Consider the following 19410-nt stretch of genomic DNA (forward strand, 5'->3'; position numbering starts at 1 on the left):
AGCCCCGGACTCGCGGGGCGGGTCAGGTCGAGGGGCCGAAGCGCTCCACCCGGATCCGGTCCGTGCCCACCCCGAGCCCTGTGAGCAGGTCGGTGGCCGTGTCGCAGAAGGGCGGCGTGCCGCAGACGAAGACCGTCTGGTCCGGCTGCAGCAGGGGCTCGAGATCCGCGGCGGTGAGCCGGCCCGGCGCCCGCGCGTACCCCGGCGGCACCTGACGGGTGTAGATGATCGTGGTCTCCGGCCCCGGCAGCTCGTCGGCGTAGTAGAGGTCGGCCGGGCGTCGCGCCGAGACGATCAGCCGGAACAGCCCCGACCCTGCGATCCGGGCGGACCGCAGCATCGCCATCAGCGGCACCACGCCGGACCCGCCGGCCACGCCGAGCGCCGGGGTGGCTCCGGGCCAGGCGAACCACCCGCCGATCGGCCCCCGGACCTCGAGCTGGTCCCCGGGCTCGACGACCTCGTGCAGGAACTCCGACACCTCGCCACCGGGCAGCAGCTCGACGGTCAGGTCGATCTCGTCCGTGCCGGGCACCGACGCCACGGAGTAGTCCCGCTGCGCCGTGTAGCCGTCCTCGGCGGTCAGCCGCACCACGAAGTACTGACCGGCGATGTGCCCGGACGCCTCCGGGAGCTTGAGGCGGAAGGTCTTCGCCGTGGGCGTCTCCCGCCGGACGTCGACGACCGTCGCCGTCTGCCAGACCGCCATCAGTCCCCCTGGTAGCGCTGCTCGAGCCAGGGGTCGCCCCGGTCGTGGTACCCGTTGCGCTCCCAGAAGCCCTGGTCGTCCTCGGCCATGACCCGCAGGCCGGAGGCCCACTTCGCGCTCTTCCAGAAGTACAGGTGCGGCACGAGCAGCCGCGCCGGGCCGCCGTGCTCGACGGTCAGGGGCCGCCCGTCCGCCTGCCACACGACCCACGCTTTGCCGCCGGTCACGTCGGCCAGCGGCAGGTTCGTGGTGTAGCCGGTGTGCGCCGTGGCCATGACGAACCTCGCCTCCGGCTGCACGCCCACGGCGTCGAGCAGGGTGTCGACCGAGACGCCGTCGAACGTCATCCCCAGCTTCGACCACGTCGTGACGCAGTGGATGTCGCCGGAGTAGCGCGACCCGGGCAGGGCGTGGATCTCGTCCCAGGTCCAGCTGCGCGGGCGGTCGACGAGCCCCTCGATCGTGAAGGTCCAGCGGTCGGTGCCGATCCGCGGCGTGGCCTCGGCGTTGAGCACGGGCCAGTCGTCCTTCGCGTCGTACTGGCCCGGGGGCAGCCGGGGGTCCCGCGTCGCCCGACCGCGTCCGGTGAATCCTCGCGTGATCGCCATGCCCGTCCCTTCGCCCGTCCGGCCTCCTACGCGGGACACAGCATGGCGGACCCGGCCGACATTCCCGCGCCCGGAGCGGTGCGAGGTCGGTCGGGACTCACAGCCGGTTCAGGCCGGGCTCCCGGTCGGGGATCACGAACGACCCGGCGGTGCGGATCGGGAGGCCGGGCGTGGTCACGGCGTCGAGCACCCGGACGTCCGCCGTGACCTGCCCCGGCTCGTACCGGGCCCGGACGTACCCGCGCCGGTTGCTGCGGAACCGCAGGTGCGGGTTGGTGTGCAGGTCGGGGTGGTCGGTGGCGGCATCGCCGTCGCCCTCGGAGGTGATCGAGCTGGACACGAGCTCGGTGCCGACGACTCGTGCGTCCGGGTCGCGGTAGTCCAGCTTCAGCTCGTTGGCCCAGTGCGTGTGCACGTCGCCGCTGAGGACGACGGCGTTGCGCACCCCGGCGTCGACCCAGCTGCGGGTGACGCGGTCGCGGGAGGCGGCGTAGCCGTCCCAGCCGTCCATCGAGAACCTCTCCGGCGGCCCCGGGTCGGTGTCGTGCTGCGCGAAGAACACCTGCTGGCCGAGCACGTCCCAGCGCGCCCGGGACCGGCGGAAACCGTCGGCGAGCCAGCGCTCCTGGGCGGCGCCCGGCAGCGAACGGGCGGGATCGAGCCGCGCCGCGCAGCCGACGCGCTGCCCGTCGCCGCACGCCTGGTCGTCGCGGTACTGGCGGGTGTCGAGCATGTGGAAGGTGGCGAGGCCGCCCCACTGCACCCGGCGGTAGAGCTGCATGTCGTAGCCCCGCGGCACCGACGTGCGGCGCAGCGGCATGTTCTCGTAGTAGGCCCGGAAGGCGGCGGCCCGGCGGGCGAGGAAGGCCCCCCGGGGCTGGCCGTCCTCGGGCACGTCGCCGGCCCAGTTGTCGTCGACCTCGTGGTCGTCCCACACCACCAGCCAGGGCGCGACGGCATGGGCCGCCTGCAGGTCCGGGTCGCTCTTGTACTGCGCGTACCGCTGCCGGTACCCGGCCAGGTCGGTCGTCTCGGCCCCGGCGACGGGCCGCACGGACCTCTCCGGGGTCGGGTACTCGTACTGGTAGTCGCCGAGGTGCAGGACGAGGTCCGGTTCGTCCTCGGCGAGCCGCCGGTAGGCCGTGAACCACCCGACGGGGTAGTTCGCGCAGGATGCGAAGCAGGTGGTGAGGGCCGGGCCGAGGGTCCCGGCCGAGGGAGCGGTACGCGTCCGGCCCGCGGGTGAGAGCGCGCCGTTCGCGCGGAACCGATAGTGGTACTCGCGTCCCGGCGCCAGGCCGGTCGTCTCCACGTGCACGGTGTGCGCGGCCTCCGGTGCGGCGTCGACCGTGCCCCGCTGCTCGACCTGGATGAAGCGCTCGTCCCGGGCGACCTCCCACTCGACCGGCACCACACGGCCGGGCATGCCGCCCAGGCCGTCGGCCGCCAGGGGGTCCGGGGCCAGCCGCGTCCACAGCACCACGCCGTCGGACGTGGGATCGCCGGACGCGACACCGAGTGTGAAGGGTTCGCGCGCCCCGGTGACGCCCCGGATGCCGGTCGCGAGCACCACGGTGGCGGCGGAGGCTCCGAGCAGGAACACGCGGCGGCCGAACGGTGGGATCGTCACGCCCCCCGTGCGACGCGGCGGAGACGACCGGCTGCCCTCTCCGTGGATGGCGCCCACCCCACCTCCCGGTGAACAGCGGTGCTCAGCCGGCGGCGAGCCCCGGCAGCCTGCGGTCCAGGGCGAGTGCCCCGAACCCGAGGCCGACGAACAACAGGGCGACGACCAGGCAGTTGATCGCGACCCGGGCGTAGCCGTGCGCGACGACGTCGAGGAACGGGTACGGGTACCAGTCGATCACCGCCCCGCGGACGAGCGTGAACGCCAGCCACGCGAGCGGGTAGACCGCCGAGAGCAGGACGACGTTCCGGTCCACCAGCCCGCGCGGCCCGAACAGCAGCCACCCGAGGACCGCGAGCAACGGCGTGATCATGTGGCAGAGCACGTCGGCGACCTCGTGCAGGCCCTGTGGGTTCGCGGTCTGGGCGAGCACCAGGTTGTAGACGATGCCGGTGACCGCGATGGCCACCACGGCGTCGAGCAGCAGGACCCGCATCGCCCGGGAGTCCCGCTCGGGGTCGGCCGCCAGCCGCACGTGGACGATCCCGACCAGCAGGTTGCTGAGGATCGTGAAGAAGGCGAACACGTTGGCCACCCGCGCCCCGGTGCTGGTGAAGATCGAGTACGGGCCTGAGTGCACCGCCGTCGCCACCACCTGCAGCACGACTCCGAGCAGGGCGAACGCCGCCACGAGCCCGAACCACGGCCGGGCGAGCGGGAGGTAGCGGGGCACCGGGGGACTGTAGCCGCGGAACCTCGCTCCCGGGGACGAACCGCAGAGAGCGATCGTCATGCCGGTGGAACGCCGCCGTCACGACTGCGTAACACACTGCCGAAAGCGTGCGAGGCGCCGACCCTCACCACCGCGATCAGGGAGCCCTATGACGCCCGCCGACGACCTCGACATCGGCTTCACCGGTGCCCGCTTCGGCGGCGCGCCACGGAAGCGGCGGCGCAGAAAGGCGGAGGAGTCGGCGGAGGGTGCCCGCGTCCGGCCCGAGCGCCGGACCGCCGACGAGGTGGCCACCGCGGAGATCCCGGTCGTGTCCGAGCGGGTGCCGCTGCCCCCGGACCTCCCGGTCGAGGACGTCGACGACGAGGTCGTCCACGACATGCGCCGCCGCTCGCTCGCGGTGCGGCCGTACTTCTACACCAAGGGCCGCACCCGGTCCCGCTACGAGCTGGCCCTCGAGACGCTGGTGTCGACCCCGCCCGCGGCCCTGGGCCGCCCCGAGCTCGCCGAGCATCTCGCCGTCCTGGAACTGTGCCGGGAGCCGCGGTCCGTCGCCGAGGTCGGGGCGATCACGAGGATGCCGCTCGGCGTGGCGCGGGTCGTGGTCGGCGACCTCGCGGTGACGGGCGGGCTCGAGGTGCACCGGACCGTCACGGCCGAGGGCCCGGACCTGGCCCTGATGGAACGGGTGCTCAGCGGACTGCGCCGGCTCTGACCACCCGTCCCGCACCGGCCGCGGGGGCGGGCCCGGCCTGCCCGATCGGCCGGTCCCGGCGGGCATGCGGGGCCGCGGTGTGGCACAACTCCTCCATGAGCGACTTCCTGGCCCCGCCCGTCCCGGTCGTCCCGGCGCCGTTCCACACGCCGGAGCGGGAGAAGCTGCAGGAGCAGGCGCGCGTCTTCGCCGCCGAGCGCGTCCAGCCCGTCGCGGACGAGCTGGACAAGGTCAAGGGCGAGATCCCGCCCTCGCTGCTCGACGAGATGGCCGAGCTGGGCTACTTCGGCATCACCGTGCCGCGCGAGCACGGCGGCCTCGGGCTGGGCGCCTTCGAGTACTGCATGATCGCCGAGGAGCTGGCGCGGGGCTGGATGAGCGTGGGCAGCATCATCGCCCGCGCCCAGGGCGCGGGCACCGGGGTGGCCGACGAGGCGCGCAGGACGGAGCTGTTGCGCCGCAGCGCCGCCGGCACCTGGATCGGGGCCATCGCGTTGTCCGAGCCCGACGCCGGGTCGGACCTCGCCGCCGTCGCCACCCGGGCCGAGCGCGACGGCGACGAGTTCGTGGTCACCGGGCGCAAGCGCTGGACCGGCAACGCCAAGGCCGCCGACTTCATCCAGGTGCTGGTGCGGACGGAGGACCCGCGGCCGGGGGAGCGGCGTTCCGCGGGTCTGGCGACCCTCGTCGTCGAGAAGGAGCGGGACTCCTTCCCCGAGGGGCTGACCGGCCGACCCATCGACAAGATCGGCTACCACGGGTTCGTCACCTGGGACCTGGAGTTCGACGGCCTGCGGGTCCCGGCCGGCAACCAGCTGGCGTCCGGCGACCAGGGTTTCGCGGATACGCAGCAGTGGCTGAACATCGCGCGCGTGCACACCGCGGCGCGGGCGGTCGGGCTGGCGCGGGCGGCCGTCGAGGACTGCGTCGTGTACCTGCAGGAGCGCGAGCAGTTCGAGCACCCGATCGGCGACTTCCAGGCCGTGCGCTTCACGCTCGCCACCATGGCGGCGCGCGTGGAGCAGGCGCGCTCCTTCTACCAGCATGTGGCGCACCGCCTGGACCAGGGCGAACCGTGCGAGCGCGAGGCCGCGATGGTCAAGCTGCTGGCCACCGAGATGGCCGCGGAGGTGACCGGGGACGGCATCCAGCTGCACGGCGGCAACGGCTACACCACCGAGCACCGGGTCGAGCGCTACTGGCGGGACGCCCGGCTCACCACGATCTTCGAGGGCACCAGCGAGATCCAGCAGAAGATCATCGCGGACCGGCTGCTCCCGCGGAGCCCGCTCGGCTGACGGCCCAGGCAGGGAACCCGAGCGTCCGGCACCGCCGCAACCGGTGGTGGCAGCGGCGGGGGCGGCGCCACACTGCGGGTGATTCGCGGGGGCAACGCGACGATCTACGTCACCGAGCCCCTGGTGGGGGTCGGCGCGGCGCCCTGGGCTTCGATGATCGGGTGCCGAAGACTGTGTCGGACCGACGGTTCCGGCTGTTGTGGACCTCCTACTCCCTCAGCGCGTACGGGTCGGGGCTGGGGTTCGGGGCGCTGCCGCTGCTCGCGGTGCTGGTCGTGGGCGCCGGCCCGGCCGAGGTCGCCGCGCTCTCCGCGGTGGGCCCCGCGGTGGGCGCGCTGCTCGCGGTGCCGCTCGCGCCGTGGATCGAGCGCCGGCGCAAGCGGCCGGTCATGATCGTCATGGACCTGACCCGGTTCGCAGCGATGGTCAGCGTGCCGGTGGCGGCGGCCGTGGGCGTGCTCGGCATCGCGCAGCTGATGGTCGTGTCCGCCGTGGTGGCCGCGGCCAAGATCGCCTTCACCGCGGCCACCGGTGCGTACCTGAAAGCGCTGCTGCCGAGGGAGGAGCTGCTGCGGGCGAACTCCCGCCTCGAGTCGACGACCTGGAGCGCGCTCGTCGTCGGGCCGCCGCTCGGCGGCGCGGCCATCGGGCTGTTCGGGCCGGTGACCACCGTGGTCGTCGACGCGGTCAGCTACCTGGCGTCGGCGCTCGGGCTCACCGCGATCGGGGGCGGGGAGACGCGGGCCGGCCGGCCCCGGGTCCGGGCGGCCGAGCTGCTCGACGGCTGGCGCCACCTGCTCACCCACCCCGGCCTGCGCGGGCTCTACCTCAACACGCTGCTGGTCAACGGGCTGGTCATGGCCACCGAGCCACTGCTGGTCGTGCTCCTGCTCCGGGACCTCGGGTTCGCGCCGTGGCAGTACGGGCTCGCGTTCGCCGCGCCGTGCCTCGGGGGGCTCGTCGGCTCGCGGGCGGCCCGCCGCGTGGTCACCCGCTTCGGCCGGCGGCGCGTGCTCCGGACCGTGGGCGCGCTGCGCGCGGTGTGGCTGGTCGGCCTGGCGTTCGTCCCCACCGGGGCGGCCGGGCTGGCGACGGTGATCGCCGTGGAGTTCGCGATGATCGTCGCGATGAGCCTGTACAACCCGGTGCTCGCCACGTACCGGCTCGAACGGACCCCCGACGACCGCGTGGCCCGCACGCTCTCGGCCTGGTCGATCGGCACGGGCACCTCGATCGCCCTGCTCACCGCCCTGGCCGGGCTGCTCGCCGAGGCCGTGGGCACCCGCACGGCGATCGGCGTCGCCGGTGTGCTGGTCCTGGCCGCGCCCGTGCTCCTGCCGAGCGCACGAGCCCTGTCCGAGGACGGTCGGGAAGGGGACCTCGGCGCTGCCCGACCATGATCGAACAGCGCTGCTGTCCCGCTCCGGTCGGGAGCGAGCGGCAGCTAGTGCGGTCACCGCACTAGTCGCCGAAGCCCGTGATCCAGACGACGGCCTCGCCGGCCTCGTCCGACGCGGCGAGGTCGACCTCCGCGGTGATCGCCCAGTCGTGGTCGCCCTCGGGGTCGTCGATCACCTGGCGGACGAGCCAGCGCTCGGGCTCCTCGACGATGTCGATCATCTTCGGGCCGCGGGCGTTCGGGCCGATGCCGATGCCGCCGAAGCCGTGCAGGTCGAAGAAGGGCTGGAACGCCTCGCGCCAGCGCTCCGCCGTCCAGCCGGACTCCTTGTCCAGCTCGCCGAGCAGGTCCCAGCGGTTGAGCGAGGCGAGCTCGACCCGGCGGAACAGCGCGTTTCGGACCAGCACCCGGAAGGCGCGGGCGTTGCGGGTGACCCCGGCCGGACCCTGGTCGAGCGACGGGGGAGCGGACTCGTCCTCGACCCCGCCGCCGGCGGCGAGCTTCTCCCACTCGTCGAGCAGGCTGGAGTCGACCTGACGGACCAGCTCGCCGAGCCACTCGATGAGGTCGGTCAGCTCGTCGGTCCGCGCGTGCTCCGGGACGGTCTGCCGCAAGGCCCGGTAGCAGTCCGCGAGGTAGCGCAGCACCAGCCCCTCGGAGCGGGCGAGCTGGTAGAAGGCCACGTACTCGTGGAAGGTCATCGCCCGCTCGGACATGTCCCGGACCACGGACTTGGGCGAGAGCCGGGCGTCCTCGACCCACGGCGCGCCGCGCCGGTAGGTCTCCAGCGCGCCGACCAGCAGCTCCTCGAGCGGCTTCGGGTACGAGACGTCCTCGAGCAGCGTCATCCGCTCCTCGTACTCGATGCCCTCCGCCTTCATCGAGGCGACGGCCTCGCCCTTGGCCTTGTTCTCCTGCGCGTAGAGCACGGGGCGCGGGTCGTCGAGCGTCGCCTCCACGACCGAGACGACGTCGTGCGCGTACGACGGCGTCTCCCGGTCGAGCAGATCGAAGGCGGCCAGGGCGAACGGCGACAGCGGCTGGTTCAGCGCGAAGTCCAGCTGGAGGTCGCCGACCAACCGGACCGTGCGGCCCTCGGCGTCGGGCTCGTCGAGCTTCTCCACCACGCCGGCGGCGAGCAGCGCCCGGTAGATCGCGATGGCGCGCAGGATGTGCTTGCGCTGCCGCGGGCGCGGCTCGTGGTTGTCCTCGAGCAGGTGCCGCATCGCGGCGAACGCGTCCCCGGGGCGGGAGATCACGTTCAGCAGCATCGCGTGCGACACGTGGAAGTGGCTGGTCAACGCCTCGGGCTGGGCGGTCTGCAGCTTCTCGTAGGAGGTCTGCGACCAGCCGACGAAGCCCTCCGGCGGCTGCTTGCGCACCACCCGGCGGCGCTTCTTCGGGTCGTCGCCGGCCTTCTGCAGGGCCTTGTGGTTCTCGATCTCGTGCTCGGGCGCCTCGGCGACGACCGTGCCGACGGTGTCGTAGCCCGCCCGGCCGGCCCGCCCCGCGATCTGGTGGAACTCGCGTGCCTTGAGGGGTCGGGTGCGCCGGCCGTCGTACTTCGACAGCCCGGTGAACAGCACCGTCCTGATCGGCACGTTGATGCCGACGCCGAGGGTGTCCGTGCCGCAGATGACCTTGAGCAGGCCGGCCTGGGCGAGGGTCTCCACGAGCCGCCGGTAGCGGGGGAGCATGCCGGCGTGGTGCACGCCGATGCCGTGCCGCACCAGCCGGGACAGGGTCTTGCCGAAGCCGGCGGTGAAGCGGAAGTCGCCGATCAGCTCGGCGATCGCCGCCTTCTCCTCCTTCGAGGTGACGTTGACGCTCATCAGCGCCTGTGCCCGCTCGACGGCCGACTGCTGGGTGAAGTGCACGACGTAGACCGGTGCCTCGTGCGTCTCGAGCAGCTCGGTGATCGTCTCGTGCAGCGGGGTGAGGACGTACCGGTAGTGCAGTGGCACGGGCCGCTCGACCGACGTGATCTCCCGGGTGGGCCGGCCGGTGCGGCGGGTGAGGTCGTCCCGGAAGAACGAGGTGTCGCCGAGCGTGGCGCTCATCAGCAGGAATTGCGCCTGGGGCAGCTCGACCAGCGGCACCTGCCAGGCCCAGCCGCGGTCCGGGTCGGCGTAGAAGTGGAACTCGTCCATCACCACCGAGCCGACGTCGGCCTTCGCGCCCTGGCGCAGGGCGATGTTGGCCAGGATCTCGGCGGTGCAGCAGATGATCTCGGCGCCCTCGTTCACGGCGGCGTCGCCGGTGAGCATGCCGACCTTGTCGGCGCCGAACACGTCGATCAGGTCGAAGAACTTCTCGCTGACCAGCGCCTTGATCGGCGCGGTGTAGAAGGTGCGGGCGCCGCGGGAGAGCGCGGCGGCGTGCGCGGCGATCGCGACCAGCGACTTCCCGGACCCGGTGGGGGTGGAGAGGATGACGTTGCCGCCGGTCGCGATCTCCAGCAGCGCCTCCTCCTGCGCGGGGTAGAGCGAGAGGCCCCGCTCCTCGAAGGCCCAGTCCGCGAACACCTCGACCAGGGCGTCCGGGTCGTCGCCGGTGGGCAGGCGGTCGGTGAGCAGCGCGGCGGAGGTGGCGGTCATGATGAGGTCGATTGTCCACGAGTCCCGCCGGCGGGGCCGGGCCGACCTGCCCGGCCGCCCCCGGCACGAACGGCACCATCCGCCGCAGATCACTGTGCCCTGGGCGCGCGGCGACCGCCGTACGGCCGATCAGGTGACATTCGGCCCGTTCGGCCGTTTACCGTAGGCGCTGTGACAGGGCGGGGAGCGGGCAGCGGCATGCCCGACGTCGTCCCGCCGATGCTCCCCTCCCAGGGGGACCTCGCCGACGGCGAGCGGGGTGGCGACTGGGCGGTCGAGTTCGCCTGGGCGGGCTTCCGCTGCGTCGCGTACGTCCGGCCCGGACACGTCCGGCTGCTGTCCTCGACCGCGCGCAGCGTCACCCGCAGCTTCCCCGAGCTGGCCGTGCTCGGCGAACGGGTCCGCGGGTCCGGGATGGTGCTCGACGGCGTGGTCGTCGCCCTCGACGACGCCGGCCGCCCCAGCCGCCGCCCGCTCATGCGCCGCACGTCGACCGTCGCGCCCTCGGCCTCCCTGCGCGCCCGGGTGCCCGTCGGGTTCGTGGTCACCGACCTGCTCTGGCTCGACGGCCGCCCGCTCCTGCGCCGCCCCTACGCCGAGCGCCGCCGGCTGCTCGAGGGCCTGGCCATCGCCGGTGAGCCGGTGCTGGTCCCGCCCTCCCACCCCGCGTCGGAGGCCGGGTTCGTGATGGAGGCCGCCGAGCGCTACGGCCTCGACGGGCTGCACCTCAAGCGGGTCGACGCCGCGTACAAGGCCGGCCGGCGCACCCGGGACTGGCTGCGGGTCCCGCTGCGCCGGGCGCGCCCGGTCGTCGTCGGGGGCTGGATGCCGGCCGAGCGCAACCGCCCCGGCCGGGTCGGTGCGCTGCTGCTCGGCATCCCCGAGTCCCCGCCCGGGCCGGGTGAGCCCCTCGGTCCCCTGCGGTACGTCGGACGTGTGGGGATCGGCTCCGGCCCGGCGCGCCGCGAGATCGGCGAGCTGCTACGCACCCTGAACGCGCGGATCTCCCCCTTCGTGGCCGACGGGCCCGGCGCCGTGCCCGAGGCGGTGGCCGAGGACGCCCGCTGGCTCGTGCCCCGGCTCGTCGGGCAGGCCGAGTACCAGGGCTGGACCCGCGGCGCCCACCTGCGGCTGCCGGTGTGGCGCGGGATCGTGCGGCCCGGCGACGTCGGGCCGGAGGAGTGGGCGGGCACGCCCTGGGGTCGCGAGGGCGCCGCGCAGGCCGACGACGGGGCCGAGGTCTGGGGTCCGGGGCGCCGCTCCGAGCGGATCCGTCCGCCGCAGGAACACCGCCGGCCCACCCCCGCCCCGGCCGCGCCGGAACCGCCCGCCCTCCGCGCGGTGCCGCCCGAGCCCGCCGCCCTCGCGCCGGCGGCTCCGGCCAGCTCGATCAACCGCAGCCTCGAGCAGCATTTCGTCTACAACGCCTTCAACACGATCGCGGCCCTCATGCGCACCGACCCCGGGCAGGCCCGCGAGCTCCTGCTCGGGTTCGCCGACCTCAGCCGGACCGCCGACCGCGTCGGCACCCCGGAGATCCCCCTGGCCGACGAGCTGGACGCCGTCCGCGCCTACCTCGCGATCGAGAAGGCGCGGTTCGGCCGGCGCCTGGAGGCGTCCGTGACCATCGAGGACGGACTGCGCCCGGACGATCTCGCCGTCGCGCCCCTGCGGGTGCTCGTCCTCGTCCGCGAGACGGTGCAGCAGCACATCGAGCCGCGCCCGGAGGGCGGGGAGATCACCGTCCACACCGCACCGGACGGGGCGGGCGGCGCCGAGGTCGTCGTCACCGACCGTGGGCACGGCGAGACGCGGCTGCGGGTGCCGGCGCCCGCCGCCTGCACGGGATGAACCACTCTCCTGTGTGAACGGCGGGTGACAACCTGCACGGAGCGGGGGTGACGTCACGGCGCCGGTCTACGGACGCGATCAGCGGGACGCTACGGTGCGCGCATGCTCGGCCTTCCCGAGGGCGCCCGCGCCTGCCTGTTCGACCTCGACGGTGTGCTCACCGACACCGCCAGCGTGCACGCGGCGTCGTGGAAGACGATGTTCGACGAGTACCTGCAGAAGCGCGAGGGCCCGGGCTACCGGCCCTTCGACGTCGCCGCCGACTACGGCCCGTACGTCGACGGCAAGCCGCGGCTGGAGGGCACCCGCAGCTTCCTCGCCTCCCGGGGGATCACGCTGCCCGAGGGCACCCCGGACGACCCGCCCGACGCCGAGACGCTCTGGGGCCTGTCCACCCGCAAGAACGACCTGGTGCAGGTGGTGCTGCAGGAGAAGGGCGTCGATGTCTACCCGGCCTCGCGGCCGTACCTGGAGGCCGTGCGCAAGGCGGGCCTGAAGGTGGCGGTGGTGTCGTCGTCGGCCAACGCCGAGCAGGTGCTCGACGTCGCCGGGCTCGCCGACCTCATCGACCACCGGGTCGACGGCGTGGTCGCGCGCGAGCGCCGGCTGCCGGGCAAGCCGAAGCCCGACACGTTCCTCGCCGCGGCGCAGGACCTGGACGTGCCGGCCACGGCCGCCGTGGTCTACGAGGACGCGCTGGCCGGCGTCGAGGCGGGCCGGGCCGGCGGGTTCGGCCGGGTCGTCGGCCTCGACCGGCTCGGGCACGCCGACAAGCTGCGCGAGCACGGCGCCGACGTCGTGGTGTCCGACCTCTCCGAGCTGTTGGAGGACCAGTAGTGAAGCCGGACGCGGGCCGCACGTTCGCGGTCGAGCCCTGGGTCGTGCGCGAGCCGACCCTCGACATCGCCGCGATGGGCCAGACGGAGTCGGTCTTCGCGCTGTCCAACGGCCACATCGGGCTGCGGGGGAACCTCGACGAGGGCGACCCGCACCACCTGCCCGGGACCTACCTGAACTCGTTCTACGAGGTCCGGCCGTTGCCGTACGCCGAGGGCGGCTACGGCTACCCGGAGTCCGGGCAGACCATCATCAACGTCACCAACGGCAAGCTGATCCGGCTGCTGGTCGACGACGAGCCGTTCGACCTGCGCTACGGCAAGCTCCGCCGGCACGAGCGGGTGCTCGACCTGCGCGCGGGCACGCTGACCCGCGAGGTCGAGTGGGAGTCCCCGGCCGGACGCGTCGTGCGGGTGCACAGCACCCGGCTGGTGTCGCTGACCCAGCGGGCGATCGCCGCGATCTGCTACGAGGTCGAGGTGCTCGACGAGCCGGCGCTGCTCGTCGTGCAGTCCGAGCTGGTGGCCAACGAGCAGCTGCCTGCCCGGGGCGCGGACGACCCGCGCCTGGAGGCCGCGCTCACCAACGCGCTCGAGTCCGAGATGCACCGCGCCGACGAGGCCGGGGCCACGCTCGTGCACAGCACCCGCAGGTCGGGCCTGCGCGTCGCCGCCGCGATGGACCACGAGGTGCACGGGCCCGAGGGCATCAAGATCACCTCGGACGCGACCGAGGACACCGGCAGCACCACGATCATCGGGCGGGTCAAGCCGGGCGAGACACTCAAGATCCTCAAGTACCTGTCCTACGGCTGGTCGTCGCAGCGGAGCCTGCCCGCGGTCTACGACCAGGTCCGGGCGGCGCTCGCGGCGGCGCGCTACACCGGCTGGGAGGGGCTGCTCCGCGAGCAGGCCGAGTACCTCGACGACTTCTGGGAGACCGCCGACGTCGAGATCGACGGCGACGCGGAGCTCCAGCAGGCGGTCCGGCTGGCCACGTTCCACGTCCTGCAGGCGGGCGCCCGCGCCGAACGCCGGTGCGTCTCGGCCAAGGGCCTGACGGCCGACGGCTACGACGGCCACACCTTCTGGGACACCGAGACCTTCTGCCTGCAGGTGCTGTCCTTCCTAGCCCCCGACGCCGCGGCGGACGCGCTGCGCTGGCGGCAGTCGATCCTGCCGAAGGCGTTCGAGCGTGCCCAGCAGCTCGGCCTGGACGGCGCGGCCTTCCCGTGGCGCACCATCCGCGGCGAGGAGTGCTCGGGCTACTGGCCCGCCGGCACCGCGGCCTTCCACATCAACGCCGACATCGCCGACGCCGTCCGCCGGCACGTGGCCGCCACCGGCGACACCCAGTTCGAGCTGGAGGTGGGCCTGGAGATCCTGGTCGCCACCGCGCGGCTGTGGCGCTCGCTGGGTCACCACGACTCGGCCGGCGAGTTCCGGATCGACGGCGTGACCGGCCCGGACGAGTACTCGGCGATCGTGGACAACAACGTCTACACGAACCTCATGGCGCAGCTGAACCTGCGCTACGCCGCCGAGGTCGCCGCGAAGCACCCGCGCAGCGCGGCCAAGCTGGGCGTGAACTCCGAGGAGATGGCCAGCTGGCGCGACGCCGCGTCGTCGATGCGGATCCCGTTCGACGACGAGCTGCGCGTGCACCCGCAGTCCGAGGGCTTCACCAAGCACAAGATCTGGGACTTCGAGAACACCCCGGCCGACACCTACCCGCTGCTGCTGCACTACCCGTACTTCGACCTGTACCGCAAGCAGGTGATCAAGCAGGCCGACCTCGTGCTGGCGATGCAGCTGCGGCCCGACGCCTTCACGCCGGAGCAGATGCGCCGCAACTTCGCCTACTACGAGGCGATCACGGTGCGGGACTCGTCGCTGTCGGCCTGCACGCAGTCGATGGTCGCCGCGCGCACCGGGCACCTGGACCTGGCCTACGACTACCTGGCCGAGGCCGCGCTGATCGACCTCAACAACCTGGCCGGCAACACCGACCACGGCATGCACATCGCGTCGATGGCCGGGACCTGGGTGGCGATCACCACCGGGCTCGGCGGCATGACGTGCGACGCGACGGGGCTGGCCTTCGCGCCGGTGCTGCCGGCCGCGCTGACCCGGATCTCGTTCGGGCTGCGCTGGCAGGGGCGGCACATCCGGATCACGATCACCCAGGACGACGTGGAGTACCGGCTGACCAGCGGGCCGCCCATGCGGCTGCGCCACCACGGCGAGCCGGTCGCGCTGGCCGAGGACCCGCAGGTGCGCCCGCTGCCGTCGCCGCCCACGGTGGACCCGGTGGAGCAGCCGTACGGCCGGGCGCCGCGCCAGCGGCACCACGGGAGCTGAGCCCGGCACCGGATTCGATCATCCGGGGGATTGCGGGCAGGCGGCCGGGGTATCTCCCGCCCGTGACCGCAGCAGCAGTCGATCCCCCTGCCGGGCTCGTCCGCTCCGACCCCGCGACGCCGGGGTACGGGCGGCGGCGCTCCGGCCGGGGCTGGGTCTTCCTGGGGCCGGACGGCGACCGGATCGACGACCGCGCGGAGATCGCGCGGATCAAGAGCCTGGTCATCCCGCCTGCATGGCGGGACGTGTGGATCGCGCCCGACCCCCGCGGCCACATCCAGGCGGTCGGGACGGATGACGCCGGCCGCCGGCAGTACCGCTACCACGACGACTGGCGCCGCGCCCGCGACCAGGAGAAGCACGACCGCGTGCTCTCCCTCGGCCGTCGGCTGCCCGACATCCGCAGCGAGATCACCGCACGGCTGGGGGACACCGGCCTGCACCGCGAGCGGGTCCTCGCCGGGGCCGTCCGGATGCTCGACATCGGCGTGTTCCGCGCCGGCGGCGAGCAGTACGCCCCGAGCTGCGGCGACGACGGCTCCGACGACTGTTCCGACGGAACCGGCTCCGCCGGTGGTGCCGACGGAACCGGCTCCGCCGGTTGTGGACACGACGGCGACGACCACGACGACAGCGGCACCTTCGGCCTGGCCACGCTGCGCCGCGAGCACGTGTCGCTGCGCCGGGGCCTGATCCACTTCGACTACCCGGCCAAGGGCGGGGTGCCGCGCACGCTGGACCTGCGCGACCCGCTGCTGCACCGGCTGGTCAACGGGCTGCTGCGGCGCAAGGGCGGCGGCGAGGACCTGCTCGCCTACCGCACGGGCCGGTCGAGCTGGCACGACGTGCGCTCGGAGGACCTCAACACGGCGGTGAAGGAGCTGGCGGGGGAGCGGTTCACCTGCAAGGACCTGCGCACCTGGAACGCGACGGTGCTCGCCGCCGTGACCCTCGCCGGGGCGGTGGCCGAAGAGGGCCGCGTCCCGGCGGCCAAGCGGGCGCGAGCCCGGATGGTGCGCCACGCGATCACCACGGTGTCCGACCACCTCGGCAACACACCGACCGTCGCGAAGAACTCCTACGTGGACCCGCGGGTGGTGGAGCGGTTTGAGGAGGGGCGCACGGTGCTCGTCGCCCTGCAGCGGCTCGAGGTGCCCGACCTCACCGACGACGGCAGCCGGGCCGCGGTGGAACGTGCGGTGGTGCGCCTCGCCGCGGGGTGAGGCCCGCCGCGCCGCTCACCCCCTGGTCACACCCGGCTCACTTCTCAGGGCTCACTTCTCAGGGCTCACTCCTCGCTCATCCGGTGCCGCAGCTGGGCGAGCGTGCGGGCCAGCAGCCGGGAGACGTGCATCTGGGAGATGCCGATCTGGTCGGCGATCTGCGTCTGCGTCTTGTTGCCGAAGAAGCGCAGCACCAGGATCGTCCGCTCGCGCTGCGGCAGCTCGTCGAGCAGGGGCGCCAGGGTCTGTCGGTACTCGACCTTGTCCAGCTCGGCGTCGGCCGCGCCGAGGGTGTCGGCGAGCGGGGAGTCGGCCCCGGCCACCAGCTCGTCGAGCGACGGGCCGCGGTAGGCCTGCTGGGCGTCGAGCCCCTCCAGCACCTCCTCGGTCGAGAGGCCGAGCCGCTCGGCGATCTCCGACGGCTTGGGCGCACGCCCCAGCTCCTGCGACAGCGGCCCGATCGCGCCGTTGATGGCGCCCTGCATCTCCTTGAGCCGCCGGGGCACCCGCATCGCCCAGGTGCGGTCGCGGAAGTGCCGGCGGACCTCGCCGGTGATGGTCGGGATCGCGTACGAGAGGAAGTCGACGCCGCGGTCCGGCTCGAACCGGTCCACCGCGTTGATGAGCCCGACGGTGCCGGCCTGCTCCAGGTCGTCGACGGGCTCGCCGCGGTTGGCGAAGCGGCGGGCGATGTGCTGGACCACCGGGAGGTGGCCGGTGACCAGCTCGGCGCGCAGGGCGTCGCGGTCGGGATGGTCGGCGGGGAGCGCCACGAACTTCTCGAAGAGCGGGGCGAGGTGCGCGTACTCCGAGTCCGACCCCTGCCCGCCCGGGACGGGGGCCTGCGCGGGACCCGGGTCCTGGTCAGCCACGACGCCCCGGGGAACGGTCTGTGATGTCCGACGCCACGCAGGGATCTACCCGACGGCCCTGATCCTTCAAACGCGGCCACCCGGCCGGGGAAATGCGCGCGGAGCCCACGCGAGATCGCTGGTAGGTTGGACTGCCGCGCTGCCGGGCGACGAGGGACGACGAGGACGTCGGCCGTGCCGCCGGCCGCGCACCGAGCCGACAGATCGAGGGACGACCGGGCCCACCGGCCGATCCGTCACTCCCGCGAAGGACATCCCGCAGGTGCCGACCCCCGAACCCGCCACGGGCGAGACGCCGCTCGAGCACGAGCGCGCGTACGTCGCGATGCTCTACGAGCGGCTCGACGAGCGCCGCCGGGAGACCGCGCGCCGGCTCTCCGACGTGCTGCACGGCGAGACCGTGGGCACACCGCAGGCGCTGACCGAGCGCGACGCGGCCGCCGCGATGTACACCGACCGGCTCGCCGCGCTGCGCGCCGCGGAGCACGGCCTGGCGTTCGGCCGGCTCGACGCGGAGTCGGGCGAGGTCCGCTACATCGGCCGACTCGGCCTCCTCGACGAGGAGCACGACTACGAGCCGCTGCTCATGGACTGGCGCGCCCCGGCATCGCAGCCCTTCTACACCGCCACCGCGGCCAACCCCGAGGGCATGCGTCGCCGCCGGCACCTGCGCACCCGCGGCCGTTCCGTCGTCGCCGTCGACGACGAGGTGCTCGACCTCGCCGACGCCGCCGCCCGGGGCAGCGGATCGGGTCTGACGAGCGAGGCCGCCCTGATGGCGGCGGTCAGCGAGGCGCGCACCGGCCGCATGGGCGACATCGTCGCCACGATTCAAGCAGAACAAGATCGAATCATCCGGTCCAAGCCGTCGGGCGTGCTGGTGGTGCAGGGCGGGCCGGGCACCGGCAAGACTGCGGTCGCGCTGCACCGTGCGGCCTACCTGCTCTACACGCACCGGGACCGGCTGGCCCGCCGCGGCGTGCTGGTGATCGGGCCGAACCCGACCTTCCTGCGCTACATCGGCCAGGTCCTGCCGTCGCTGGGCGAGACCTCGGTCGTGCTCGCCACCCCCGCCGAGCTGTTCCCGGGACTGCACGCCCGCCGGCACGAGGACACCCGCACCGCCGAGGTGAAGGGCCGCGCCGACATGGCCGCGGTCGTCGCCGCGGCCGTCCGGGACCGCCAGCAGCTGCCCCGCAGGCCGATCGAGCTCGTCGTCGAGCGGCAGGAGGTGCGGATCGACCGGGACCTCGTCAACGCGGCCCGCTCGCGCGCCCGGCGCTCGCGCAAGCCGCACAACGAGGCCAAGCGGACCTTCCGCACCGAGGCGCTGCGGCTGCTCGCCCAGCAGGTGGCGAGGACCCTCGGCGGGCGGAACCTGCTCGGCAAGCTCGACGTCGAGGACATCCGCGAGGAGCTCGCCGAGGACGCCGCCGTCACCCGCGAGCTCGACGCCCTGTGGCCCACGCTGACCCCGGAGCAGCTGCTCACCGACCTGTTCGCCGACCGGCGCAGGCTCAACTCGATCGCCCGGCGGATCCCGGCCGAGGACCGCGTGCTGCTGGAACGGCCCGCGCCGGACGGGGACGTGCCGCCCGAGCTGCGCTGGACCCCGGCGGACGTCCCGCTGCTCGACGAGGCCGCCGAGCTCCTGGGCGACGACGGGTCCGCCGCCCGGGCCGCGGCACAGGCGGCGCTGCGCGAGGAGGTCGAGTACGCCCAGGGCGTGCTCGACGTGCTGGACCTCGAGGAGGACCTGGACCCGGAGCTGCTCCGGGCCACGGACATCGTCGACGCCGACCGGCTCGCCGAGCGCATGCAGGTGCGGACCTACGAGTCGACCGCCGACCGGGCCGCCGCGGACCGCGAGTGGACCTACGGGCACGTGATCGTCGACGAGGCGCAGGAGCTGTCGGCGATGGCGTGGCGGCTGGTGATGCGCCGGGTGCCGAGCCGCTCGATGACGATCGTGGGCGACGTCGCGCAGACCGGCGACATCGCCGGGGCGTCGACCTGGGGGCAGGTGCTCTCGCCGTTCGTGCAGAACCGGTGGAAGCTCGAGCAGCTCACGGTGAACTACCGGACGCCGGCCGAGATCGCCGACGTCGCCGACGACGTCCTGGCCGCGATCGACACGAGCCTCAGCCCGCCCACCTCGGTGCGCAGCACCGGCGTCCCGCCGCGGGCGGTGCCGGTGGCCGGGGGCTCGCTGGAGGGTTCCGACGGCGTGCTCGCCGGGATCGTCGCGGAGGAGCAGGCCGCGGTGGGCGAGGGCCGCACCGCGGTGCTCGTGCCGGGCGCTCGGGTCGCGCAGATGCGGGAGGCAGTGCTCGGGGACGCCGCGCCCGAGGACCCGGAGGATCTCGAGGCCCCGGTCGTCGTGCTCCCGGTCGGCGCGTCGAAGGGCCTGGAGTTCGACGCCGTGGTGCTCGTCGAGCCGGCCGAGGTGCTGGCCGAGAGCCCGCGCGGCATGAACGACCTCTACGTGGCGCTGACCCGCGCCACGCAACGACTCACGGTGGTGCACGCCGCGGACCTTCCGGAACCGCTCAAACGGCTGCGCCGGGCCTGACCCGGTGGA

The 19410-nt window shown here is 73.8% G+C and carries 14 protein-coding genes; 8 read left to right on the forward strand and 6 right to left on the reverse strand.

What is annotated here, in order from left to right; translation table 11 throughout:
- Positions 1-22: 22 nt before the first annotated feature.
- The 4 genes from LWC33_RS23140 to LWC33_RS23155 form a co-directional block, all read right to left on the reverse strand.
- The gene (locus LWC33_RS23140; protein WP_233306544.1) at positions 23-709 is read right to left on the reverse strand and encodes a ferredoxin reductase; all 687 of its coding nucleotides are present in this window, start codon (positions 707-709) and stop codon (positions 23-25) included.
- Positions 709-1317, reverse strand: a complete 609-nt coding sequence (locus LWC33_RS23145; RefSeq protein WP_233306545.1) for a sulfite oxidase-like oxidoreductase — start codon at positions 1315-1317, stop codon at positions 709-711. The genes LWC33_RS23140 and LWC33_RS23145 overlap by 1 nt, the downstream gene beginning before the upstream one ends.
- Positions 1318-1414: 97 nt before the next feature.
- Complete coding sequence (locus LWC33_RS23150; RefSeq protein WP_233306546.1) at positions 1415-2947, reverse strand: alkaline phosphatase D family protein; 1533 nt, start codon at positions 2945-2947, stop codon at positions 1415-1417.
- 82 nt (positions 2948-3029) lie between these two features.
- Entirely contained in the window at positions 3030-3677 is a 648-nt protein-coding gene (locus LWC33_RS23155; RefSeq protein WP_233306547.1) for a Pr6Pr family membrane protein, read from the reverse strand.
- Between the two features lie 148 nt (positions 3678-3825).
- Between LWC33_RS23155 and LWC33_RS23160 the strand changes: the two genes are divergently transcribed.
- The 3 genes from LWC33_RS23160 to LWC33_RS23170 all read left to right on the forward strand — a co-directional run bounded on the left by LWC33_RS23160 (position 3826) and on the right by LWC33_RS23170 (position 7090).
- Complete coding sequence (locus LWC33_RS23160) at positions 3826-4392, forward strand: DUF742 domain-containing protein (RefSeq protein WP_233306548.1); 567 nt, start codon at positions 3826-3828, stop codon at positions 4390-4392.
- Positions 4393-4487: 95 nt separating this feature from the next.
- The gene (locus LWC33_RS23165; protein ID WP_233306549.1) at positions 4488-5690 is read left to right on the forward strand and encodes an acyl-CoA dehydrogenase family protein; all 1203 of its coding nucleotides are present in this window, start codon (positions 4488-4490) and stop codon (positions 5688-5690) included.
- A gap of 161 nt (positions 5691-5851) precedes the next feature.
- Positions 5852-7090 carry an MFS transporter gene (locus LWC33_RS23170; protein WP_233306550.1) on the forward strand — a complete coding sequence of 413 codons (1239 nt, stop codon included), beginning with the start codon at positions 5852-5854 and terminating at the stop codon, positions 7088-7090.
- A 61-nt stretch (positions 7091-7151) separates the two neighbouring features.
- Here LWC33_RS23170 and LWC33_RS23175 read toward each other — a convergent pair whose 3' ends face one another.
- A complete protein-coding gene (locus LWC33_RS23175) occupies positions 7152-9686 on the reverse strand; it encodes a DEAD/DEAH box helicase (protein WP_233306551.1) in 2535 nt (844 codons plus the stop codon).
- A 171-nt stretch (positions 9687-9857) separates the two neighbouring features.
- On the opposite strand from LWC33_RS23175, the gene LWC33_RS23180 reads away from it, so the two are divergent.
- The 4 genes from LWC33_RS23180 to LWC33_RS23195 all read left to right on the forward strand — a co-directional run bounded on the left by LWC33_RS23180 (position 9858) and on the right by LWC33_RS23195 (position 15957).
- Complete coding sequence (locus tag LWC33_RS23180) at positions 9858-11537, forward strand: ATP-dependent DNA ligase (RefSeq protein ID WP_233306552.1); 1680 nt, start codon at positions 9858-9860, stop codon at positions 11535-11537.
- A gap of 102 nt (positions 11538-11639) precedes the next feature.
- Positions 11640-12374, forward strand: a complete 735-nt coding sequence (locus LWC33_RS23185) for a beta-phosphoglucomutase family hydrolase (RefSeq protein ID WP_233306553.1) — start codon at positions 11640-11642, stop codon at positions 12372-12374.
- Positions 12374-14734: a glycoside hydrolase family 65 protein gene (locus LWC33_RS23190; RefSeq protein WP_233306554.1), complete on the forward strand. Its 2361-nt coding sequence runs from the start codon at positions 12374-12376 to the stop codon at positions 14732-14734. Before LWC33_RS23185 ends, LWC33_RS23190 begins: the two co-directional genes overlap by 1 nt.
- A 62-nt stretch (positions 14735-14796) precedes the next feature.
- Positions 14797-15957 (forward strand): DNA topoisomerase IB, encoded by a 1161-nt coding sequence (locus LWC33_RS23195; RefSeq protein WP_233306555.1) that lies wholly within the window; start codon positions 14797-14799, stop codon positions 15955-15957.
- Positions 15958-16022: 65 nt separating this feature from the next.
- On the opposite strand, the gene LWC33_RS23200 is transcribed toward LWC33_RS23195, so the two are convergent.
- Positions 16023-16829 (reverse strand): RNA polymerase sigma factor SigF, encoded by an 807-nt coding sequence (locus LWC33_RS23200; protein WP_233306556.1) that lies wholly within the window; start codon positions 16827-16829, stop codon positions 16023-16025.
- A 262-nt stretch (positions 16830-17091) separates the two neighbouring features.
- Between LWC33_RS23200 and LWC33_RS23205 the strand changes: the two genes are divergently transcribed.
- On the forward strand, positions 17092-19401 hold the full coding sequence (locus tag LWC33_RS23205; RefSeq protein WP_504937561.1) for a HelD family protein: 2310 nt from the start codon (positions 17092-17094) through the stop codon (positions 19399-19401).
- The last annotated feature ends 9 nt before the right edge of the window (positions 19402-19410 follow it).

Origin of the sequence: Pseudonocardia terrae (genome assembly GCF_021343995.1) — a bacterium.
Taxonomy (GTDB): domain Bacteria; phylum Actinomycetota; class Actinomycetes; order Mycobacteriales; family Pseudonocardiaceae; genus Pseudonocardia; species Pseudonocardia terrae.